Origin of the sequence: Pseudochrobactrum algeriensis (assembly GCF_018436245.1) — a bacterium.
Classification (GTDB): domain Bacteria; phylum Pseudomonadota; class Alphaproteobacteria; order Rhizobiales; family Rhizobiaceae; genus Pseudochrobactrum; species Pseudochrobactrum saccharolyticum.
This window is the reverse complement of record NZ_CP075361.1, coordinates 1590112-1607269: the sequence shown is the minus strand read 5'-3', so window position 1 is coordinate 1607269 and position 17158 is coordinate 1590112. Positions and strand designations below refer to the sequence as shown.

21 protein-coding genes are annotated in these 17158 nt (G+C 49.7%); 11 read left to right on the top strand and 10 right to left on the bottom strand.

The window, feature by feature from the left end; genetic code table 11:
• Window positions 1-9: 9 nt before the first annotated feature.
• Window positions 10-201 carry a CsbD family protein gene (locus KHQ09_RS09495; protein ID WP_213597908.1) on the bottom strand — a complete coding sequence of 64 codons (192 nt, stop codon included), beginning with the start codon at window positions 199-201 and terminating at the stop codon, window positions 10-12.
• Window positions 202-314: 113 nt separating this feature from the next.
• Between KHQ09_RS09495 and KHQ09_RS09490 the strand changes: the two genes are divergently transcribed.
• Entirely contained in the window at window positions 315-1139 is an 825-nt protein-coding gene (locus tag KHQ09_RS09490) for a methyltransferase domain-containing protein (RefSeq protein WP_213597906.1), read from the top strand.
• Window positions 1140-1278: 139 nt separating this feature from the next.
• Here the strand turns inward: KHQ09_RS09490 and KHQ09_RS09485 are convergent, their stop codons facing one another.
• Complete coding sequence (locus tag KHQ09_RS09485) at window positions 1279-1632, bottom strand: cupin domain-containing protein (RefSeq protein ID WP_213597904.1); 354 nt, start codon at window positions 1630-1632, stop codon at window positions 1279-1281.
• 186 nt (window positions 1633-1818) lie between these two features.
• Here KHQ09_RS09485 and KHQ09_RS09480 point away from each other — a divergent pair, with 186 nt between their 5' ends.
• Genes KHQ09_RS09480 through KHQ09_RS09470 form a run of 3 tightly spaced genes read left to right on the top strand, consistent with a single transcriptional unit; the run spans window position 1819 to window position 3662 of the window.
• The gene (locus KHQ09_RS09480; RefSeq protein WP_213597902.1) at window positions 1819-2886 is read left to right on the top strand and encodes a D-alanine--D-alanine ligase family protein; all 1068 of its coding nucleotides are present in this window, start codon (window positions 1819-1821) and stop codon (window positions 2884-2886) included.
• A gap of 55 nt (window positions 2887-2941) precedes the next feature.
• Window positions 2942-3400, top strand: a complete 459-nt coding sequence (locus tag KHQ09_RS09475; RefSeq protein ID WP_022711781.1) for a GFA family protein — start codon at window positions 2942-2944, stop codon at window positions 3398-3400.
• The gene (locus KHQ09_RS09470) at window positions 3381-3662 is read left to right on the top strand and encodes a DUF2283 domain-containing protein (RefSeq protein WP_213597900.1); all 282 of its coding nucleotides are present in this window, start codon (window positions 3381-3383) and stop codon (window positions 3660-3662) included. Before KHQ09_RS09475 ends, KHQ09_RS09470 begins: the two co-directional genes overlap by 20 nt.
• 36 nt (window positions 3663-3698) lie before the next feature.
• On the opposite strand, the gene KHQ09_RS09465 is transcribed toward KHQ09_RS09470, so the two are convergent.
• Window positions 3699-4022: a hypothetical protein gene (locus tag KHQ09_RS09465; RefSeq protein WP_213597898.1), complete on the bottom strand. Its 324-nt coding sequence runs from the start codon at window positions 4020-4022 to the stop codon at window positions 3699-3701.
• Window positions 4023-4102: 80 nt separating this feature from the next.
• Between KHQ09_RS09465 and KHQ09_RS09460 the strand changes: the two genes are divergently transcribed.
• Window positions 4103-4783 carry a helix-turn-helix transcriptional regulator gene (locus tag KHQ09_RS09460; RefSeq protein ID WP_213597896.1) on the top strand — a complete coding sequence of 227 codons (681 nt, stop codon included), beginning with the start codon at window positions 4103-4105 and terminating at the stop codon, window positions 4781-4783.
• Window positions 4784-4788: 5 nt separating this feature from the next.
• On the opposite strand, the gene KHQ09_RS09455 is transcribed toward KHQ09_RS09460, so the two are convergent.
• A complete protein-coding gene (locus tag KHQ09_RS09455; protein WP_213597894.1) occupies window positions 4789-5721 on the bottom strand; it encodes a DMT family transporter in 933 nt (310 codons plus the stop codon).
• Window positions 5718-6326 carry a TetR/AcrR family transcriptional regulator gene (locus KHQ09_RS09450; RefSeq protein ID WP_213597893.1) on the bottom strand — a complete coding sequence of 203 codons (609 nt, stop codon included), beginning with the start codon at window positions 6324-6326 and terminating at the stop codon, window positions 5718-5720. The genes KHQ09_RS09455 and KHQ09_RS09450 overlap by 4 nt, the downstream gene beginning before the upstream one ends.
• A gap of 398 nt (window positions 6327-6724) precedes the next feature.
• On the opposite strand from KHQ09_RS09450, the gene KHQ09_RS09445 reads away from it, so the two are divergent.
• Window positions 6725-8173, top strand: coding sequence for a GGDEF domain-containing protein (locus tag KHQ09_RS09445; RefSeq protein WP_022711775.1), 1449 nt, complete (start codon window positions 6725-6727; stop codon window positions 8171-8173).
• A gap of 11 nt (window positions 8174-8184) precedes the next feature.
• On the opposite strand, the gene KHQ09_RS09440 is transcribed toward KHQ09_RS09445, so the two are convergent.
• Window positions 8185-8502, bottom strand: coding sequence for a DUF982 domain-containing protein (locus KHQ09_RS09440; protein WP_022711774.1), 318 nt, complete (start codon window positions 8500-8502; stop codon window positions 8185-8187).
• A 517-nt stretch (window positions 8503-9019) separates the two neighbouring features.
• Between KHQ09_RS09440 and proV the strand changes: the two genes are divergently transcribed.
• The 4 genes from proV to KHQ09_RS09420 all read left to right on the top strand — a co-directional run bounded on the left by proV (window position 9020) and on the right by KHQ09_RS09420 (window position 12966).
• A complete protein-coding gene (gene proV, locus KHQ09_RS09435) occupies window positions 9020-10225 on the top strand; it encodes a glycine betaine/L-proline ABC transporter ATP-binding protein ProV (protein WP_116089373.1) in 1206 nt (401 codons plus the stop codon).
• Between the two features lie 21 nt (window positions 10226-10246).
• Window positions 10247-11164, top strand: a complete 918-nt coding sequence (locus tag KHQ09_RS09430; protein WP_213597892.1) for an ABC transporter permease — start codon at window positions 10247-10249, stop codon at window positions 11162-11164.
• 30 nt (window positions 11165-11194) lie between these two features.
• Window positions 11195-12061: a glycine betaine ABC transporter substrate-binding protein gene (locus tag KHQ09_RS09425; protein ID WP_075655156.1), complete on the top strand. Its 867-nt coding sequence runs from the start codon at window positions 11195-11197 to the stop codon at window positions 12059-12061.
• 284 nt (window positions 12062-12345) lie between these two features.
• Window positions 12346-12966, top strand: coding sequence for a pentapeptide repeat-containing protein (locus KHQ09_RS09420; RefSeq protein WP_213597890.1), 621 nt, complete (start codon window positions 12346-12348; stop codon window positions 12964-12966).
• A 3-nt stretch (window positions 12967-12969) separates the two neighbouring features.
• On the opposite strand, the gene KHQ09_RS09415 is transcribed toward KHQ09_RS09420, so the two are convergent.
• The 4 genes from KHQ09_RS09415 to KHQ09_RS09400 all read right to left on the bottom strand — a co-directional run bounded on the left by KHQ09_RS09415 (window position 12970) and on the right by KHQ09_RS09400 (window position 16498).
• Window positions 12970-13566, bottom strand: coding sequence for an ankyrin repeat domain-containing protein (locus KHQ09_RS09415; RefSeq protein WP_238481604.1), 597 nt, complete (start codon window positions 13564-13566; stop codon window positions 12970-12972).
• A 157-nt stretch (window positions 13567-13723) separates the two neighbouring features.
• Window positions 13724-14209, bottom strand: coding sequence for a GlcG/HbpS family heme-binding protein (locus KHQ09_RS09410; RefSeq protein WP_151159165.1), 486 nt, complete (start codon window positions 14207-14209; stop codon window positions 13724-13726).
• 106 nt (window positions 14210-14315) lie between these two features.
• Complete coding sequence (locus KHQ09_RS09405) at window positions 14316-14921, bottom strand: response regulator transcription factor (protein ID WP_151159164.1); 606 nt, start codon at window positions 14919-14921, stop codon at window positions 14316-14318.
• Window positions 14918-16498 (bottom strand): sensor histidine kinase, encoded by a 1581-nt coding sequence (locus tag KHQ09_RS09400; protein WP_213597885.1) that lies wholly within the window; start codon window positions 16496-16498, stop codon window positions 14918-14920. Before KHQ09_RS09400 ends, KHQ09_RS09405 begins: the two co-directional genes overlap by 4 nt.
• A gap of 161 nt (window positions 16499-16659) precedes the next feature.
• Here KHQ09_RS09400 and KHQ09_RS09395 point away from each other — a divergent pair, with 161 nt between their 5' ends.
• Complete coding sequence (locus KHQ09_RS09395) at window positions 16660-17157, top strand: GNAT family N-acetyltransferase (protein ID WP_213597883.1); 498 nt, start codon at window positions 16660-16662, stop codon at window positions 17155-17157.
• Window position 17158 lies beyond the last annotated feature (1 nt).

The window sequence follows — 17158 nt, the reverse complement described above, 5'->3', positions numbered from 1 at the left end:
GCGTAGCCATTAAGCTTTATCAGCGAATTTTTTGATTGTATCTTTGGCTTTGCCTTTAGCTTGCTGGGCTTCACCTTTCAGTTCCTGTGCACGACCCTCTGCCTCGAGTTTTGCAGAACCGGTAGCCTTGCCAACTGCCTGCTTGACATTACCGGCGGCTTCGTTAGCAAGGCCTTTGATTTTATCTGTTGTGCTGTTCATGATAATCTCCCTTGAGGGTGTGATGTGAAATGACTTCACCGGATCAACGTATAAGCAGCGCAACAGTTCCGGTATTTGTGCAGCGTATTCCTAAATACAGAAAGTTATAAAACATGTCTGAGACGCCGATATTTGATGAAGACGCGCTGGAACAAGCCTATAATGAAGCGCTGAAACTGGAAAAATCCGGTGATTTTGACGGTGCTGCAAAAGCCTATCAAAAGGCGCTGGAGATTGATCCGGCAGACCATGGCGGTGCTGCTGTAAGACTGGCCAGTATGGGACGAGGCGCTGTGCCTGTGAGCGCGCCTCCGGCCTATGTCGCCACTTTGTTCGATCAGCATGCAGAGATGTTTGACACGATCCTCGTAGACGAGCTGGGTTATGATGTGCCGCTGCAGCTGGCCGACCAGCTGGAAGAAATTGATCCTGATGCGCATTATGCCCGTATGCTCGATCTGGGCTGCGGCACCGGTCTTGGTGCTGATGCCTTGTTTGAAATGACCGAGCATCGCACCGGCGTTGATATCGCTGAAAATATGATCGCGATTGCGGATGAAAAAGGCGATTATAATGCGCTTTATGTCGGCGAAGTTGTGAATTTCCTTGACCAGACAACCGCACCGGCATGGGACATTATTATCGCTACGGATGTGCTGCCATATATGGGTGAGCTGGAGTCGTTTTTCTCGAAAATCCCGCTGAATTTGAACCGCAACGGTATTTTCGCATTTTCAAGCGAAACGCTGGCGGACAAGGATTTTGCCGGTCGTGATTATACCGTCGGGCCGCATCAGCGTTTTGCGCATAAACGGGATTATGTTGAAAAGCTGCTGCTGAGCCATGGCATTAAAATGCTGCGCGTGACGAATATCACTGTGCGCAGCGAACAAGGCAAGCCGGTTCCTGGCCATTTATATATTGCCCGTAAGGTTTAAGCCTTAAAATCCAAGGATTACAGAACGGCAGATATAACATCTGCCGTTCCTTTATATAGCATCTAGTTCCATAATCTATCTTATGTGATTTGAATGTGTGGCTTTGACGATTGGCAGTGAGCCGCCTGACCCTCTCGGATCAGTCCAGATTTTCCTGTTCGAACTTGTCGGTGACATGAATATCCGTCATCTCCAGACTATGTGGGCCGAGATTGACATATTTATGCGGAATGTTGGCTGGTCCGAAGATGATCTGTCCCGCTACAGCCTCAAACTGCCGGTCACCGACTGTGAACAAAGCGCGGCCCTGACGTATGATAAAGATCTCATCATAAGGATGTTTGTGCAGCCTTGGTCCGTGCCCGATATGCTCGGTCGTATAAAACATCACTGATACATTCGTGCCAAAACGCTTTCCTTCAAACTCTCCGTGCCAGACATCAGGCTTTTCAGCCCATTCTGTACGCTCGAGAATTGCTGCTTGTTTTTGCATGTGGTTCACCTCAACCTCATTCTGAATGCAGTCTTTATTTACCATAAAAACTCAAAAGCCGCCGCTTCCAAGATTGTGCATCTTTGAAACTTAATATGGCCGGATTTCCGGAAAATGATCCGGCTGAAAAACGATATTCATTATCTCCCGCATCTTATTGAAAATATTGATATTACGGATGGTGTCATGACCGGAAAACAAAATAAATTGCGTATTGCTGTGCTGTTTGGCGGCCGCTCGCCGGAGCATGATGTTTCTGTGCTTTCCGCTACCAATGTGATGCAGGCGCTGGATGCCGATAAATACGAGGCCGTACCGATCTTTGTGACCCGCGAAGGACAATGGTTGCTCAGCGCCTATGAGCAGGGACAATTGGCGAAGCCCTCCTCCGGTACTGAAATTTGCCTTGTTTCCGGCGGTTACGGACGGGTTATCGGTATTGATTCACAAAAAGAGCTTCATGAGTTGTCAAAAATTGATGCTTTATTTCCTGTTTTGCACGGTCTTCATGGCGAAGACGGTGCGGTACAGGGATTGGCTGAAGTTGCCTGCGTTCCGCTGATCGGCTGTGGTATTCTCGGTTCTGCCGTTGCGCTCGATAAGGACATGACCAAACGTGTTAACCGAGAGGCTGCAGTTCCTGTTGCCCATGCTGTGACGCTCCATTCGGGAAATGTACCGGAGTTTGAAGCTGTCAAGAATGCGCTCGGCCTGCCCTTTTTCGTGAAGCCTGCACGGCAAGGCTCATCCGTGGGCGTCAATAAGGTTGCAACGCCGGCAGATTACAGGCTGGCGCTGGATGAAGGTTTCCGGCACGATAATAAGCTTCTTGCAGAGGAATTTATCCGTGGCCGCGAGATTGAATGTGCTGTGCTTGAGGATGCCGACGGTACGCTTTTCGTTTCCCGTTGTGGCGAGATCACACCGGCTGAAAGCCATGGTTTTTACAGTTATGATGCGAAATATACGGACGAGAACGGTGCGGCTTTAAAAGTGCCGGCCGACTTACCCGCATCCGTTGAAACGCAGATCCGTGAGATGGCGAAAAAAGCATTCCGTGCTACCGGCTGCGATGCAATGGCGCGCGTGGATTTCTTTGTGACGGATGATATGCGTATCATACTCAACGAAATTAATACGATTCCGGGCTTTACCGATATCAGTATGTATTCGAAAGTAATGGCTGTGAGTGGCGTCAGCTATGCTCAGATTCTCGACCGGCTCATAGCTCATGGTCTGAAACGCGGCAGTTGATGAAGAATATGACTTATTAAATCAATGAAATGCCTGTTTTATAAGGATATCAATGATGAAAACACCGCAACTCCCCTTCAGCGGGCAATGCCGCTGCGGAAAAGTCAGGATTGAGGTCAGTGCCGCACCAATCATGACTGCGGCCTGTCATTGCACAGGCTGTCAGACAATGAGCAGCAGTGCGTTTTCGTTGACGGCGATGATCCCCTCTTCCGGCTTTAAAGTTACGGAAGGTAAGCCGGTGATCGGTGGCCTGCATGGCCCGCAACAGCACCATTATTTCTGCGCCTATTGCATGACATGGATGTTCACACGCATTGAAGGTGTTGATGCTTTCGTCAATGTCCGGCCATCGCTGTTTGATGACCATAGCTGGTTTGTACCTTTCGTGGAGACCATGACAAAGGAGAAGCTGTCCTGGGCACAGACACCGGCACTTTATCACTATGAAGCTTTTCCGCCTTTGGAAGATTATGAAAAGCTGATGGGTGAATTTGCACGGCAAATGGAGTGAAACAGCCCGTTTGTGTGAAACTTTATCCCATCAGGATGCGATCATGAAGTTGACTTACGATGCGGCCGCTGATGCCGCTTATATTCAGCTCAAATCAGATGAAGATGAAACAGCCTTCGGCTTTACATATTGCTGTGACCCGCACGAAACGGACGGGGAAATCAATCTGGATTTCAATAGCGACGGGCGGTTGACCGGGATCGAGATATTGCAGGCCAGCAAGAAATTACCTGCATATTTGCTTGCATTATCGCAATCCTGATCTGTTCACCGGAGATTGTTGAAACCGGACAAATTTCTATAAAATTGTTCCGAATTCCATACTCTCAGGCTCAATCAGTGCCAGAAAAGCATCGCAAACCGGTTGATTGCGCCAGCTTGCACAAATTGCCTTTGCATGATCCTCAGTCAGCGCAAAAGCAATATCAAGAAAAACACCATCGCCAAGCTTTACCAGATGCTGGTTGCACCAGCCATTCTGTTCGGACAAATGGCTTGCAATCATCAATTCATAGGCAGTGTGCATATCCGCTTCATTGACACCGTTTTTAAGACGGAAACGCCCCAATTCAAGTCCGGATATTTTTGCCTGAAGGGACGTCTGGTTTTTAACTGATTGCATTGCATTAACTCCTTGTTTGAGGAGCGTTGCATACAAAATTTCTCCTGACAGTTTCTGTCAGGATGCTTTATAGATACGCCATGCGCACACTTCGCCTTTTTGCACTCCTCGATCATTTACGAGGCCGAACAGAGCCGGTTTCAGCAGAAATGCTGGCACAGGAATTGCAGGTTTCAGTCCGCACAATCTATCGCGATATGGTGACTTTGCAGGCTATGGGAGCGCCCTTGCGCGGTGAGGCCGGCATTGGCTATCAGCTGGAGAAGGGGTATTTTCTGCCCCCTCTTCATTTCGATCCTGATGAACTGGATGCTTTGATGCTCGGAACCCGCCTGATCGCTTCCCGCGGTGATGAAGCACTGGCTGCAGCTGCCCGTCGTGTCTCGGCCAAAATCAGTGTTGCTATTGGTTGCGATAAAGGTGAAGCCTATACGCGCCTGCCATTACGTGCTGTTGCAAGCCAAAGCTCTCAGAGTGACAAGGCGTCCGGACATCTTACAGTCTTGCGCACTGCTTTACGCGATAAAACCGTATTAAATATTACCTATTGCGACTTGGAGAATAAACGCAGTCAGCGAAGCGTTCGCCCGCTTGGCCTGACGATGTTTGAGCAAGTCTGGCTTCTGACTGTCTGGTGTGAGAGCCGCATGGATTTCCGTAATTTGCGCGCTGATCGTATTGAAGCCATTCAGCTTGCAGACAGAGTATTCCGGGATGAAAAAGGCAAGCGTTTTGAAGACTATCTCAAAACGCTTGCCTGACGAATTTACCGCGCCTGCTCTTTCTTCGGAGCAGAGAGAATAACAAGGCAGGATATTACCAGCAAAGCGCCGAGCCATCCGAGCAGCGATAGGTTTTCACCAACGATTACAACGGCCAGCAAAGCGGCAATCACAGGTTCTGTGAGTGTTATTGTTGTTGCGGTACTGACGGAAATACGCGCCAGCGCATAACCAAATAAGACATAGCCGGTAAACATCGGTATGACAGCCATATAGGCGCCGACAAGCGCATTATTCCATGAGGCCAGCAATGCCCCGCCGGTCAGCAGCAATACCGGCATCAGCAACAGGCCGCCTGCTCCGAAAATCGATCCCATCGCTGCTTTTGAGGAAATGCCTTTACACATCAGCCGGTGTGCCGCCCATGCGTAAAGGGCATAGGTCAATCCGCCGACAAGTCCCAGCAATACGCCTGCGGTGGTCGCTCCTGCAGAAAATGTAACAGATGTTGATTGATGGTCGCCGCCACCGAAGAAGCAAAGCAGAACAATGCCGGAAAGCCCGAGAGCGGCGCCGAATATCCATTGCCTGCTCAGGGTTTTACGATCAATCACCCATTCAATCAGCGCGGAAAATAACGGTGCGGAACCGATCGTGACAACCGTGCCGACTGTGACACCCGCCAGATACATTGACGAGTAAAAGGCCAGCGGATAGACAGCCACAGAAACCGCGCCGAACAAGACGAGAAGCCATTGTTGCTGTAACTTGCTGTAATCGCGTTTCAAAGCCCGTAAAGCGAGCAGGGCTTGCAAAAGCCCGCCTACTCCCATGGCAACCGCGCCGATGGCCATGGGCCCGACTTCGGGTGCAAAAGTTGCGGCAGTGCCGGTTGTGCCCCACAGGAAAGACGCGATTAAAACGCAGACAATGCCAAGCCCTGCACTATCCGTTTTGATAACTGATACATTGCTCATAAACCGGCCAAAATACTTTCTGCAAGACGTCTTGCATGTTGAACACGCTTACTATCGCCTTCAAGACCGGCGCGGGAGAATGAGCCTTCCAGCAGAAATGCCAGATGTTCTGCGGTCGTTTCCACCTGCTCCGTTGTCAATGCTTCACCTGTTTGAGTGCGCCATTCCTGCAGGTGCTGAATAAGGAAATACTCCACCTCTTCCTTATGGCGGCGTACAGCCTCCCTGCCCTTATCGCCTACGGTGAGTTCAGCCGCAGCATTCAACAAGCCGCAGCCGCGAAAACCGTTCTCATAATCATATTCAGCGTGGTCTCTGTAGGCATCAAACACGGCCATAACCCGCTCTTTCGGACTGGCGGCAGGGGCTAAACGCGCAGCATATAAATCTAGCCATTCCTGATGCCTCAGCTCAATAAAGGCGGCGACCAGCTCTGATTTTGATGCGAAATTATTATACAGGCTCATTTTGGCCACGCCTGCTTTTGCGGTAATCATATCAATGCCGGTTGCGTTGATCCCGTAATTATAAAACAGGATACCCGCCGCATCGAGCAGGCGATCACGCACAGATTGAGCTTTGGACGGCTTTGCAGAGGCAGACATAATTTCTCTTTTCAATAATTAGGTAGGTCAGTCTACATAATTAATTTTCAGCAGACAAGCGGTAATATATTTGTGAACGGAGTATTCATTTAAAAACAGCTATTTAAGCGTATCATTCATCAACAAGACATAATAATGAGAACACTTGGCGGGGCTTAAGCCGGTATAATTATAATCTCTGACTGACAGCAAACAGCGTGCAATCTGCGCGTTGCAGGGAGATTTGCATCTGCCGGAATGAACGGTTTGATATCATTATCGGGCATGCTCTTTAACAGAGTTTAAGGCATTTTCAGTTAGGGGAACTTATTGGAATTGCTTTGGTTTTTGAAATTATGCGCATTCTTAAAGCCGGAAACAGATCAAAAGTTTCGGATTTTTAATATGCGCTCCAGCATATGAGTGATGAAGCTATGACGGTTATGAATGTCCCTGCTCTGCCTACAGAGATGTCCGGTGATGATATCCGTAATCCTCATATCTGCCTGACACCTTCCGAGAGCGAATGGGTTCAGCTCATTCATAGCCTGCCTGATAATCTTGCAAAGCAGCTAGCCTGTCTGATCGAGGCGGATAAAGACCGTCTGGTTGGTGTTTTCTACGACCGGCTGCTACAAAATCCGGATGCAAGTCCGTTTCTCTCTCAGGATGTGGTTCACGACCGCTTGCAACATTCGATGCGCGGCTGGCTGCGCCGTCTTTTTGTTGAGCGAACCATGGATGTTGCGGTGTTCGTGGCCGAGCAGCGCAAGATCGGCGAGGTTCATGCGCGTATTCAGGTGCCTATTCATGTGGTTATGCAAGGCGCGCGCCTGCTGAAAAACGAGATTGTTTGCCAGTTGCAAAGTCAGACAATCAGCCTTGGTGACTTTGCTGTCATGGCCGATTATGTCGGCAATGCCATTAATATTGCTATTGAATTTATGAGTCAGGCTTTTGTCAGTAATACCAAAAGCGATGCACAAACGGATGAAGCCTATCGCGCTTTCGCACTCAGTCAGGATGTGACACTGGAACGTGAAATCCAGCGTGCCAGCCTCATGGAGTGGAGCCAGTCGGTTCTGTTCAGTCTCTATGGTAACAGGCGTGAGGCTGTGCTGCCCCTGCTCTCCAGTTCTGATTTTGGCCTGTGGCTGCATCATAAAGGCGATATGATTTTTCATGGTTCGCCGGTTCTGGAAAATATCCGTGCAGATATGAAATATATCGACACCGTTTTGCTGCCGGCCATTGCCGGTGCCGATGCGGATCAAAATCTAACAGAACTGATTGAATCCTTTAAGAATAAAACCGGAGAAATCAAATTTCTGCTGGCAGAACTCTTTCAGGCCGCCGCTGCGATGGAAACCGGTCGCGATCCGCTGACACGCACACTGAACAGACGTTTTCTGCCTTCCATTCTGTCGCGTGAGGTCAAAATGGCTTCACAAAACCGGATGGAGCTGAGCGTTATGATGGTCGATATCGATAATTTCAAACGTATCAATGACACTTACGGCCATGGTGGCGGGGATCATATTCTACAGCAGGTGGCAGAAAGCATTTTCACGCATTCCCGTGCCAGCGATTTTGTCTTCCGTTATGGCGGCGAAGAGTTTCTTGTGGTGCTGATTGAAGCAAGTGCAAAGACTGCTTTGGAAACGGCTGAAAAACTACGACTGAAAATTGCCGGTCAGCAATTCTCACTGCCGGATGGCGGGTCGCAAAATATTACGCTGTCGATTGGTGTTTCCACATTCAATGGTCATCCTGACTTCAGCCATTTGATTAAAACCGCAGATCAGGCGCTGTATCAGGCTAAGCAAAACGGCAGAAACCGCACGGAAGTTGCTATTCCTCTGTCCTGAGGAATGGTTATCTACTCGCTGATGGCGGTGGCTGATATGCCTGTCGGGATTGCCGGTACTATTGCATCGGCTATATGCTTGTCTGTTTTGAAGTAATAGGGAATTTTTGCTTCATTGAGCGCAGCAATGAAGTGTTTAATGATGAGTTCAATATTGGATTTCTTGTAATAATTCTGTGACAAAGTACATACCGCCACAGTATAGGATGTTCCGTATTTTACCGGCCAGTGACACAGCAAAAACACGGATAAATCGGTCCAGCAGGATATTTTAAATACCTGCCCTTGCACCGGCTCGACAATAATAAAGAAGTTCCAATCTTTCTCCATGTATTATCCATCGAAGATTGCGATATGCATGATGATACTTCATTTTTGTAAATATTAAAGCGTATATTTATAAAATTTAATATTGAATATTTAACAATAAAAATTTCATCTGTTTTGCGAAGTTTTTGATCTTTTACTTCATACTCAATCAATATTGCAGATTTTTCATCTGCTTTTGCATCATGGATATGATGAGAATCTCCTCTGCATCGAATGCAAATTCATAGGCTCAAGCGGGCTTGTTTTTTAGCTGTGCTACCTTTTTCTGATTATGCGCTGCGCCCTGAAAACATAGGGTTTTGCAGCAATTCTCATGGGTTGGCTGGACTTTTTTCGATATTTCTATATATTGTTGAATATCAGTTTAGATTTATCTGCAATTTCTAAATGAAATTTAAAGCATAATCTTTGCATTAATTTCGCAGATATTTCTCTTATTTAAATACAAAAGGAGAATAGGTCTGCCATTATGGCAGGGTTAACTTATTATATGGCTGTTTATACAATTAATGAGAGTATGAATGAGCCGAAGTCTGTAAAACTATCTTTAAAAGATGTTTTTAAAGTCTTTGGTGAAAAGCCGGAAAAAGCAATGAGCCAATTGCGTTCCGGAAAAAGCAAAACAGAGATCCACAAGGATACGGGCTGCACTATCGGCGTTGACGGTGCGAGCTTTGAAATTATGGATGGCGAGATCTTCGTCATCATGGGATTGTCCGGCTCCGGCAAATCCACACTTCTGCGCCTGCTGAACCGGCTGATTGAGCCGACCTCCGGCACCATTGCCGTTGACGGACGCGACATTACCAAAATGTCCAAAGGCGAGCTGATCGACCTGCGCCGCCGCGATATGAGCATGGTTTTCCAGTCTTTCGCATTGCTGCCAAACCGCACAGTTCTCAACAATGCTGCCTTCGGCCTTGAAGTTGCCGGCATGGCTGAGGCCGAGCGCCATGAGCGCGCAATGCAAGCGCTCACCGCCGTCGGTCTGGAGCCCTATGCCCAGAGCATGCCCGACCAGCTTTCCGGTGGTATGAAACAGCGTGTCGGCCTTGCCCGCGCTCTGGCCAATGAGCCGACAATCCTGCTGATGGACGAAGCGTTTTCCGCTCTTGATCCCCTCATCCGCACGGAAATGCAGGATGAGCTGATCCGTCTGCAATCGGAAAACAGCCGCACGATTATCTTCGTGAGCCATGATCTGGACGAAGCCATGCGCATCGGCGACCGTATTTGCATCATGCAGCATGGTAAGGTTGTGCAGGTCGGCACGCCGGATGAGATCGTTTCGGCTCCGGCGAATGATTATGTGCGCTCCTTCTTCAAAAATGTGGATGTGTCTCATGTGTTTTCTGCCGGTGATGTGGCGCGGAAAACCCTGCTGACGATCTTTGACCGTCAGGGTGTTTCTGCCGCTTCCGCATTGGAACAGATGGAAACTACGGGACGTGACATTGCCGTTATTGTCGGCCGCGACCGCAGCTATCACGGCATGATCAGTCAGGACGGCCTGATTGAGAAGGTCAAAGCCAAATCCCCGCATCCGTACAGGGAAGCGTTCTTAAGCGATATCACTCCTATTGAAGCAAGCGAACCGCTTTCCAACGTGCTTGGCCGCGTTGCTGAAAGCCGCTGGCCGGTTCCGGTTGTTGATGAAAAAAACAGATATGTCGGTGCGATTTCCAAATCGGCACTTCTGGAAACGCTCGACCGCGCCGGTTGAGCTGAAACGATTGGTATAAAAATGGATATGAATTTTAGTATCGGCAAAGGTGCCGATATCACTGTGAATTACATTCTCGACCATTTCACACCGGCGCTGGATATGATTGCTGCGGTTATCGGCTTTGTTACTGGCGGTATTCAGGGTGGATTGCTGGCAATTCCGGCTGTTGTGGGTATTGCCATTCTGACATTGCTGTCGCTGTGGCGTGTGGGTTGGAAATTTGCAATCTTCACTGCTCTCGCGCTGGCACTCGTCCATCATATGGGACTGTGGTCGGGCACGATGGAGAGCCTGTCTCTGGTGCTGGCGGCAACAATCATTGCTATTGTCATTGGTATTCCGCTGGGTATTGCCATGGCGCGCAGTGAGCTGCTGGCATCTTTCATCCGTCCTGTGCTCGACCTGATGCAGACTATGCCTGCCTTTGTGTATCTCATTCCGGCGGCCATGTTCTTCGGTCTGGGGGCTGTACCCGGCACAATCGCGACTGTGATTTTTGCTATGCCGCCGGTTGTGCGCCTGACCAATCTTGGTATCCGGCAGGTGCACGGAGAATTCGTTGAAGCCGGTCTGGCCTTCGGCTGCACGGCAAAACAACTGCTGTTCAAAGTGCAGCTTCCCAATGCCCTGCCCTCAATTATGGCCGGTATCAACCAGACCATTATGCTGTCGCTGTCGATGGTAGTGATTGCCTCGATGATCGGTGCGGGTGGTCTGGGGAATACAGTGCTCACCGGTATTCAGCGTCTTGATGTCGGCACCGGTTTTGAAGGCGGACTTGCCGTGGTCATTCTGGCCGTTGTGCTTGACCGTATCACTCAGAGTTTCGGCAAACCGCAACCAGGCCTGTTCAATCGCTTTGCAGCGCTGCGTAAACAGCCGGAAGCGGAAACCGGAACCAAGAAAACAACATCCCTGCGCAAGCAGGAAGCTTAATTCACCTATAGAAACCTTAAAGGAGAAGATATGTTCGGGAAACTGACACGTCTAAGCCTGGCGGCATTGCTGGCGGGAACCATGGCAACTTCAGCATTGGCTGCAGGCGATGCCAAAGTGGTCAAACTTGGCTGGGCACCCTGGTCCGATGCTGAGTTTGTAACCAAACTCGCAGCTAAACTTATTCAGGATAACCTGGATCAGAAAGTTGAACTGGTGCAGACAGATGTTGCACCGCTTTATCAGGGCGTGAGCCGTGGTGATCTTGATGCGATGATGATGGCTTGGCTGCCTGCAACACATGCGGATTATTACAAGCGTGTTGAAGGCAAGGTTGAAGATCTGGGCCCGCTCTATGAAGGTGCAAAACTTGGCTGGGTTGTGCCTGCCTCCGTGCCTGAGAGCGACATCAAGTCGATTGAAGACCTGAAGAAAGCCGATATTCATGAAAAGCTGAAAGGCCAGATTCAAGGTATTGATCCGGGTGCCGGTCTGACCCGCCTTTCAGAAGAAGCGATCAAAAAATACGGCCTGAATTACAAGCTTCAGATCTCCAGTGAGGCAGCGATGCTCACAACGGTTGACCGTGCAACCCGCTCGGATGGCTGGTTTGTAGCGACCGCGTGGAGCCCGCACTGGATGTTCGGCAAATATAAGCTGCGCTATCTGGAAGACCCTGAAGGTGCGCTTGGTGCCGCAGAGCATGTGAATGCCCTCGCCCGCAAAGGCTTTAAGGAAGACAATCCGAAAGTCGCCTCTCTGCTGGAGAAGATGAATATCCCGCTGGAAGACCTCGAAAAAGCGATGTTTGAAGCGCAGGAAACGTCATACGATAAGGCAGTTGATAAATATATTGCCGACAATCCTGACCGCATCAAAGAATGGCTGGCTGAATAATCTCAGCCTAAAAAGCATAAAACGGCGGTGCGCAAGCGCCGCCGTTTTTCAATTCCGGCTTTTAATATTGCTGTTTAAAAATGCTGACATCGCCACAGGGTAATGATAAAGCACTGCGCAGATCATATTTTTCCTGCAATGAAAAGGTGATGTTATGAGTATGATACAGTGGGTATTTCTTATTCAGGGTATTATCGCTTTCGGTCTGGCCGGTTGCGTTGCCTATGTTGTCCTGAACCGCAAACGCTGAGACCTGTCCTGTGCCAGTCGCATTCTTAAAGCAAATGAGTGACGGCACCCGCAATTTCAGCGGCCTAATATGTGACGGGGCTGATTTATCCGGTCAGGATTTATCGGACTGTGTTTTCACAGAATGCATATTTACAAACTGCAATTTTAAAGCCGCAATCATCACTGAAACGCAATTCAACAAATGCCGTCTCAGTGGTGCAAACCTGTCCAATATTGATGGCAATAGCGCACAATTTTACGATTGCGATCTCTCCAATACATTGTGGAGCCGATCCAATCTCAATGGCGTAAAGTTTTCACGATCCAAACTTACCGGTGCAGACTTTGCCGATTGCAGCCTGATCGGCACTGATTTTGAAGAATGTTTGCTGATTGCAGCTTTTCTGCCGCGCGCGTCGTTTCGTAATAAAACTCTGACAAATATGGATTTCAGCGAGGCTGATCTCAGAGAATGTGATTTCCGCGATACGGTCTTTCACGATTGCCGGATGCGCGGGGCCACTTTACGGCTGAGCAAATTCAAAGGCGCTGATCTGCGTGGCTGCGATCTGGGCAGCCTGACATTTCACGATGCCGCTGTACTCAAAGGCGCCATCATCTCAAAAAGTCAGGCAACGGATATTCTCAGCGGCATCGGTCTGCTGGTTCTGTAAAGACTATTTCTCAAGCACTGCAACGATTTCAGCAAAGCCGCGCTTTTTAGCATGTTGAAGTGCTGTTACGTCTTCATTATCAGGGATAGAAAGATCGGCACCGGCGGCTTTCAAAAGCTTTACAATTTCGACATGGGCAGGCCCGCCATCGCTCAGGATCACGGCTTCAATCAGTGCAGTCCAGCCGAGACGATTGACATGATCGACATCAACACCGGCCTCAATCAGCGTGCGCACCGTTTCCACATGGCCGCGCTCCGATGCCGGAATAAGTGCCGTACCGCCAAAGCGATTGGTGCTTTTCAGATCGGCACCATGGCTCAAAGTCATTTTAAGAATTTCCAGATGGCCGCGTGCTCCGGCATAGAGATACGGGCTGTCCTGTATCATGTCTTTGGCATTCACATCTGCACCGGCATCAATTAGAATTTTAGCCGCTTCAACCTGATTATTATGGGTAGCAACCAGCAATGCAGTCTGGCGGTGGTCGTTGCGTGTATCGACAGTGACGCCATCTTTCAGCAGGCTCTGAATAGTTGCGACATCACCGGTGGCAGCGGCATCCAGTAATTTGCGTTCTTTGCTGGCTGAGGCGGACATGGCAACTCCCGTGATTGTCAAAATAAAGCCGGCAATAAGCAGAGTGCTTCTGAAAATATTTCGCAGGGACAATAAATTTGTCATGTCTCTCTCCTCATTGAAAATACATCATGCGTGAACCGCCACACTGAGACAACAGTGCGGCGGTTGGGAGCGATTATTTAAGCTGGTCTTTGACCTTGTCGAGTGCAGCAACTGCACAGGCTTCGTCCAGATGACCACCCGGTGCGCCGCCGACGCCGATTGCGCCTATGGTTGCATCGCCAACTTTAACCGGCACACCGCCAGCAAGCACGAGGAAGCCCGGAATGTTAGCCAGTTCTGCCGCTGCCGGATTTTTCTGGATATTTTCAGCCATGACACCGGTTGGAGTGCGGGAAGAGGCCGAGGTGAAAGCCTTGGCGGTCGCTGCCGCTGGTGTATGAGCACCGGCATTATCAGCGCGCATCAGAGTGCGCAGCACGCCTGCACGGTCAACAACAGCTACGGCTACATTATAGCCTTTGGCAGAACAGGCAGCGATTGTTTCATTGGCAATGTTTACCGCAAGATTGAGCGGCATGTTCTTTTCCTGCAAAACCTGCGCGGAAGCAGCTGAGGTCAGTACAAGTGCCGCAGCACCGGCAAACAAAATGCGTTTCATGATCGTCTCCTGAGTGTTGATGAAAGCAACCGGCTTTCTGACACTCAATCTAGTGAAACAATCATTTTGCGTGAATCCGCGATACCGCTGAAAGCTCTAGGTATAATTACGGATGCCCTGCACTGCTGCCGGATAGTTGCAGCCGCACAAAATCCACCACCGAACTGGTTTCCAGTTTTTCGGCAATATTAGCGCGATGCGCATCAATGGTGCGCACCGAAATATTCAGTGCAGCGGCAATCTCTTTGCTGCCGAAACCTTTGCAGATCAGATCGAAAATCTCGTGCTCGCGGTCGGTCAGTCTGGCGATCAGTTTCTGTGCCTCCGCCCGTTCCAGAATTTTATCCAGCTCCTGAGAAGCGGTCTCCAGTGCCTCCAGCAAAACCTGCTCATCCACGGGCTTGGACAGAAAGTCGAGAATGCCTGCCTTGAAAGCACGACGGCAAGCATTGATATCCCCGTGACCGGTAATCATGATGGCTGGCCAGTCGATCCCGCGTTCCAGCAGTTTTTGCTGCAATTGCAAGCCGCTTATCATCGGCATACGCAAATCGAGTATCAGACAACCGGGCTTTTGCGGATCAACATGCGCCAAAAATGTCGCCGGATCACGAAATGTCTCCACATGCATGCCATAGGTCTGCAACAATAGTGACAATGCTTCGCGCACAGCTTCATCATCATCAATCAGATAAATTTTGAGATTCTTCATTCTGCTGCCTTTGAATGCTCAGGCTCAGCCATTGGAATGGTAATTGTAAAAACTGCACCACCGGATGGTGCATTTTCTACCGATATTTCCCCGTCAATCCGCTCAATCAGGGTTGCGCAGAGCGAAAGCCCCAGCCCCATACCCGCTTCACGGGTGGTGAAAAACGGCTCGAATAAACGCGGCAGAATATCATCGGCAATGCCGCCGCCATTATCAGCAATGCTCAGGATGAGCTGCCCGCCTCTGGCCTCAGCTGTCACAGTAATGCGTTTATCGCTGATCTCGCTCTGGCTCAGGCTGTCGGCAGCATTGCGGATCAGATTATACAGCACCTGCTCCATCTCAACCGGATCAGCAGCAATCAGCGGCGATATTTTCTCGGTTTGCTGATGCAGGCTGATATTGCGTTGTGCCAGATCCGTGCGCAGCAATTCCGCCACATCGCGGATAATCTGGTTTATTTCTACAGGCTTGCGCTGTGGTTCATGATTGCTCATATAATTGCGCATACGCTGCAAAATCTCACCAGCACGCGATGCTTCCCGCACATTGGCCGCCAAAGCCTGTTTCAATAATTCAGGCCGCTTACCGGATGCTTCAAGGCGTAATGCGGCCTGACTTTGGCTCAGCAAGGCTGTCAGCGGCTGGGTCAGTTCATGGGCGATGCCGGAGGCCAGCTCGCCCATGGAATTCACCCGCGCCGCATGAGCAAGCCGCGTTTCATGTTCCGACAACTGTGCTTTCTGCTCGGCCTCTCTGGTCGCTTTTTGAAAACGCCAGAGCGCATAAGCACCGGTCAAAGCAATCAGTGACAAAACCGCGAATAATATGGTGCGCAGCGGATCAATCACATCTGACAGCGCCATCGGACGGCTGAGACGCAGCAAAAGCGGCTGGTTCTGACTGTCGATTTTTTGAGAGAAAACCGGTTGCTCCAGAAAGCGCGATGCCACTGTTTGCAGGCCGGATTGTTGTTCAAGAATAATCTTATCATTGATGGACAGCGTCAGGTCTGCCCAATCCGGCCGCTCATCCGGTTCAATCATCAGAGCCGGATTGATAGCCATGAAAATCGCATAACCGGGATTGGCATTGTCGGATTTTTTGCCCAGATAATAACGGTCTGCCAGCTTGTCAGACAGATAAGTGCGCACCTCGCCCGGTTTTTGTTCTGCGACCTGCGCGGCAAAATCAACGGCGAGATTATCATGCTCAGTCTCATCAACCATCAGCACAGGCTCAGCATTAACCTTGGAGCCGGTGCGGTTCAGCAGCATGACATCGATTACGCTGATGCGCGGGTAAAAGCGGATAATGTTGCGCGACACCTGACGCAAGGCATCCACCGGCGCCGGACTGGCAGAGAGGATCAGCGCGTTCAAACTGGTGAGGTGAGCATCATGCTGGGCAGCACGCTGCGACAGAACACGATGCAGCGCTGTGCCGGTTTGTTTCACCTCGTCACGCGCCTGATTAATGCTCTGACGCGCAGTGAAAGCAACAAACAGCAATAGCAATATCAGCCAGATAGCCGATATTGTCAGATAGGATTTCCAAATCTGCTTATTGCCCGTCAAACGCTTCACCCATACACAATATTGTAATTACGCTTGAATATCGCTGACATAATATAGTGCAACACGCAATGCACAGGCCAAAAAACTTCTTCATCACACAGGTTTGGGCTTGTCAGCGCGCTGTACTAAACGGCATAAAACGCATCCGGCCGGAGGATGAAATGATTAATTTGCAACCCGTCAGAAGAACAGATGCAACCGAACTGATCGCGGGCAATCTTGCGAGCCGCAATCATCATCATCCATGGATGCGCAATTTTACTGATCTCGCTGGTTTTGAAGACTGGTTCGGCAATCTGCAAAGCAGCGCATCACAGGCACTTGTTGCGCGCGATACGGAGAGTGGCAAGATTGCCGGTGTTTTCACCTTCAGCCAGATATTTATGAAGGCGTTTTGCAGTGCCTATTTGAGTTATTACAGCATGGTGCATCTGGCCGGTCGCGGATTGATGACCGAAGGCCTGAAGCAGACGGTGGCGTATGGCTTCAGGGAAATCGGTCTGCACCGGATTGAAGCCAATATTCAGCCGGACAATCTGCGCTCCCTCGCCCTTGTTAAACGTGCGGGTTTTCACAAAGAAGGCTTTTCACCGCGCTATTTGTTTATCAACGGCGACTGGCGCGATCATGAACGCTGGGCGATTATCAACGATCAGTAGC

Excerpts from the sequence above, each read along its gene's own strand:
- KHQ09_RS09495 (WP_213597908.1), bottom strand. The coding sequence starts at position 201 with ATGAACAGCACAACAGATAAAATCAAAGGCCTTGCTAACGAAGCCGCC.
- KHQ09_RS09490 (WP_213597906.1), top strand. The coding sequence starts at position 315 with ATGTCTGAGACGCCGATATTTGATGAAGACGCGCTGGAACAAGCCTAT.
- KHQ09_RS09485 (WP_213597904.1), bottom strand. The coding sequence starts at position 1,632 with ATGCAAAAACAAGCAGCAATTCTCGAGCGTACAGAATGGGCTGAAAAG.
- KHQ09_RS09480 (WP_213597902.1), top strand. The coding sequence starts at position 1,819 with ATGACCGGAAAACAAAATAAATTGCGTATTGCTGTGCTGTTTGGCGGC.
- KHQ09_RS09475 (WP_022711781.1), top strand. The coding sequence starts at position 2,942 with ATGAAAACACCGCAACTCCCCTTCAGCGGGCAATGCCGCTGCGGAAAA.
- KHQ09_RS09465 (WP_213597898.1), bottom strand. The coding sequence starts at position 4,022 with ATGCAATCAGTTAAAAACCAGACGTCCCTTCAGGCAAAAATATCCGGA.
- KHQ09_RS09460 (WP_213597896.1), top strand. The coding sequence starts at position 4,103 with ATGCGCACACTTCGCCTTTTTGCACTCCTCGATCATTTACGAGGCCGA.
- KHQ09_RS09455 (WP_213597894.1), bottom strand. The coding sequence starts at position 5,721 with ATGAGCAATGTATCAGTTATCAAAACGGATAGTGCAGGGCTTGGCATT.
- KHQ09_RS09450 (WP_213597893.1), bottom strand. The coding sequence starts at position 6,326 with ATGTCTGCCTCTGCAAAGCCGTCCAAAGCTCAATCTGTGCGTGATCGC.
- KHQ09_RS09445 (WP_022711775.1), top strand. The coding sequence starts at position 6,725 with ATGAGTGATGAAGCTATGACGGTTATGAATGTCCCTGCTCTGCCTACA.
- KHQ09_RS09440 (WP_022711774.1), bottom strand. The coding sequence starts at position 8,502 with ATGGAGAAAGATTGGAACTTCTTTATTATTGTCGAGCCGGTGCAAGGG.
- proV (WP_116089373.1), top strand. The coding sequence starts at position 9,020 with ATGAATGAGCCGAAGTCTGTAAAACTATCTTTAAAAGATGTTTTTAAA.
- KHQ09_RS09430 (WP_213597892.1), top strand. The coding sequence starts at position 10,247 with ATGGATATGAATTTTAGTATCGGCAAAGGTGCCGATATCACTGTGAAT.
- KHQ09_RS09425 (WP_075655156.1), top strand. The coding sequence starts at position 11,195 with ATGTTCGGGAAACTGACACGTCTAAGCCTGGCGGCATTGCTGGCGGGA.
- KHQ09_RS09420 (WP_213597890.1), top strand. The coding sequence starts at position 12,346 with ATGAGTGACGGCACCCGCAATTTCAGCGGCCTAATATGTGACGGGGCT.
- KHQ09_RS09415 (WP_238481604.1), bottom strand. The coding sequence starts at position 13,566 with ATGTCCGCCTCAGCCAGCAAAGAACGCAAATTACTGGATGCCGCTGCC.
- KHQ09_RS09410 (WP_151159165.1), bottom strand. The coding sequence starts at position 14,209 with ATGAAACGCATTTTGTTTGCCGGTGCTGCGGCACTTGTACTGACCTCA.
- KHQ09_RS09405 (WP_151159164.1), bottom strand. The coding sequence starts at position 14,921 with ATGAAGAATCTCAAAATTTATCTGATTGATGATGATGAAGCTGTGCGC.
- KHQ09_RS09395 (WP_213597883.1), top strand. The coding sequence starts at position 16,660 with ATGATTAATTTGCAACCCGTCAGAAGAACAGATGCAACCGAACTGATC.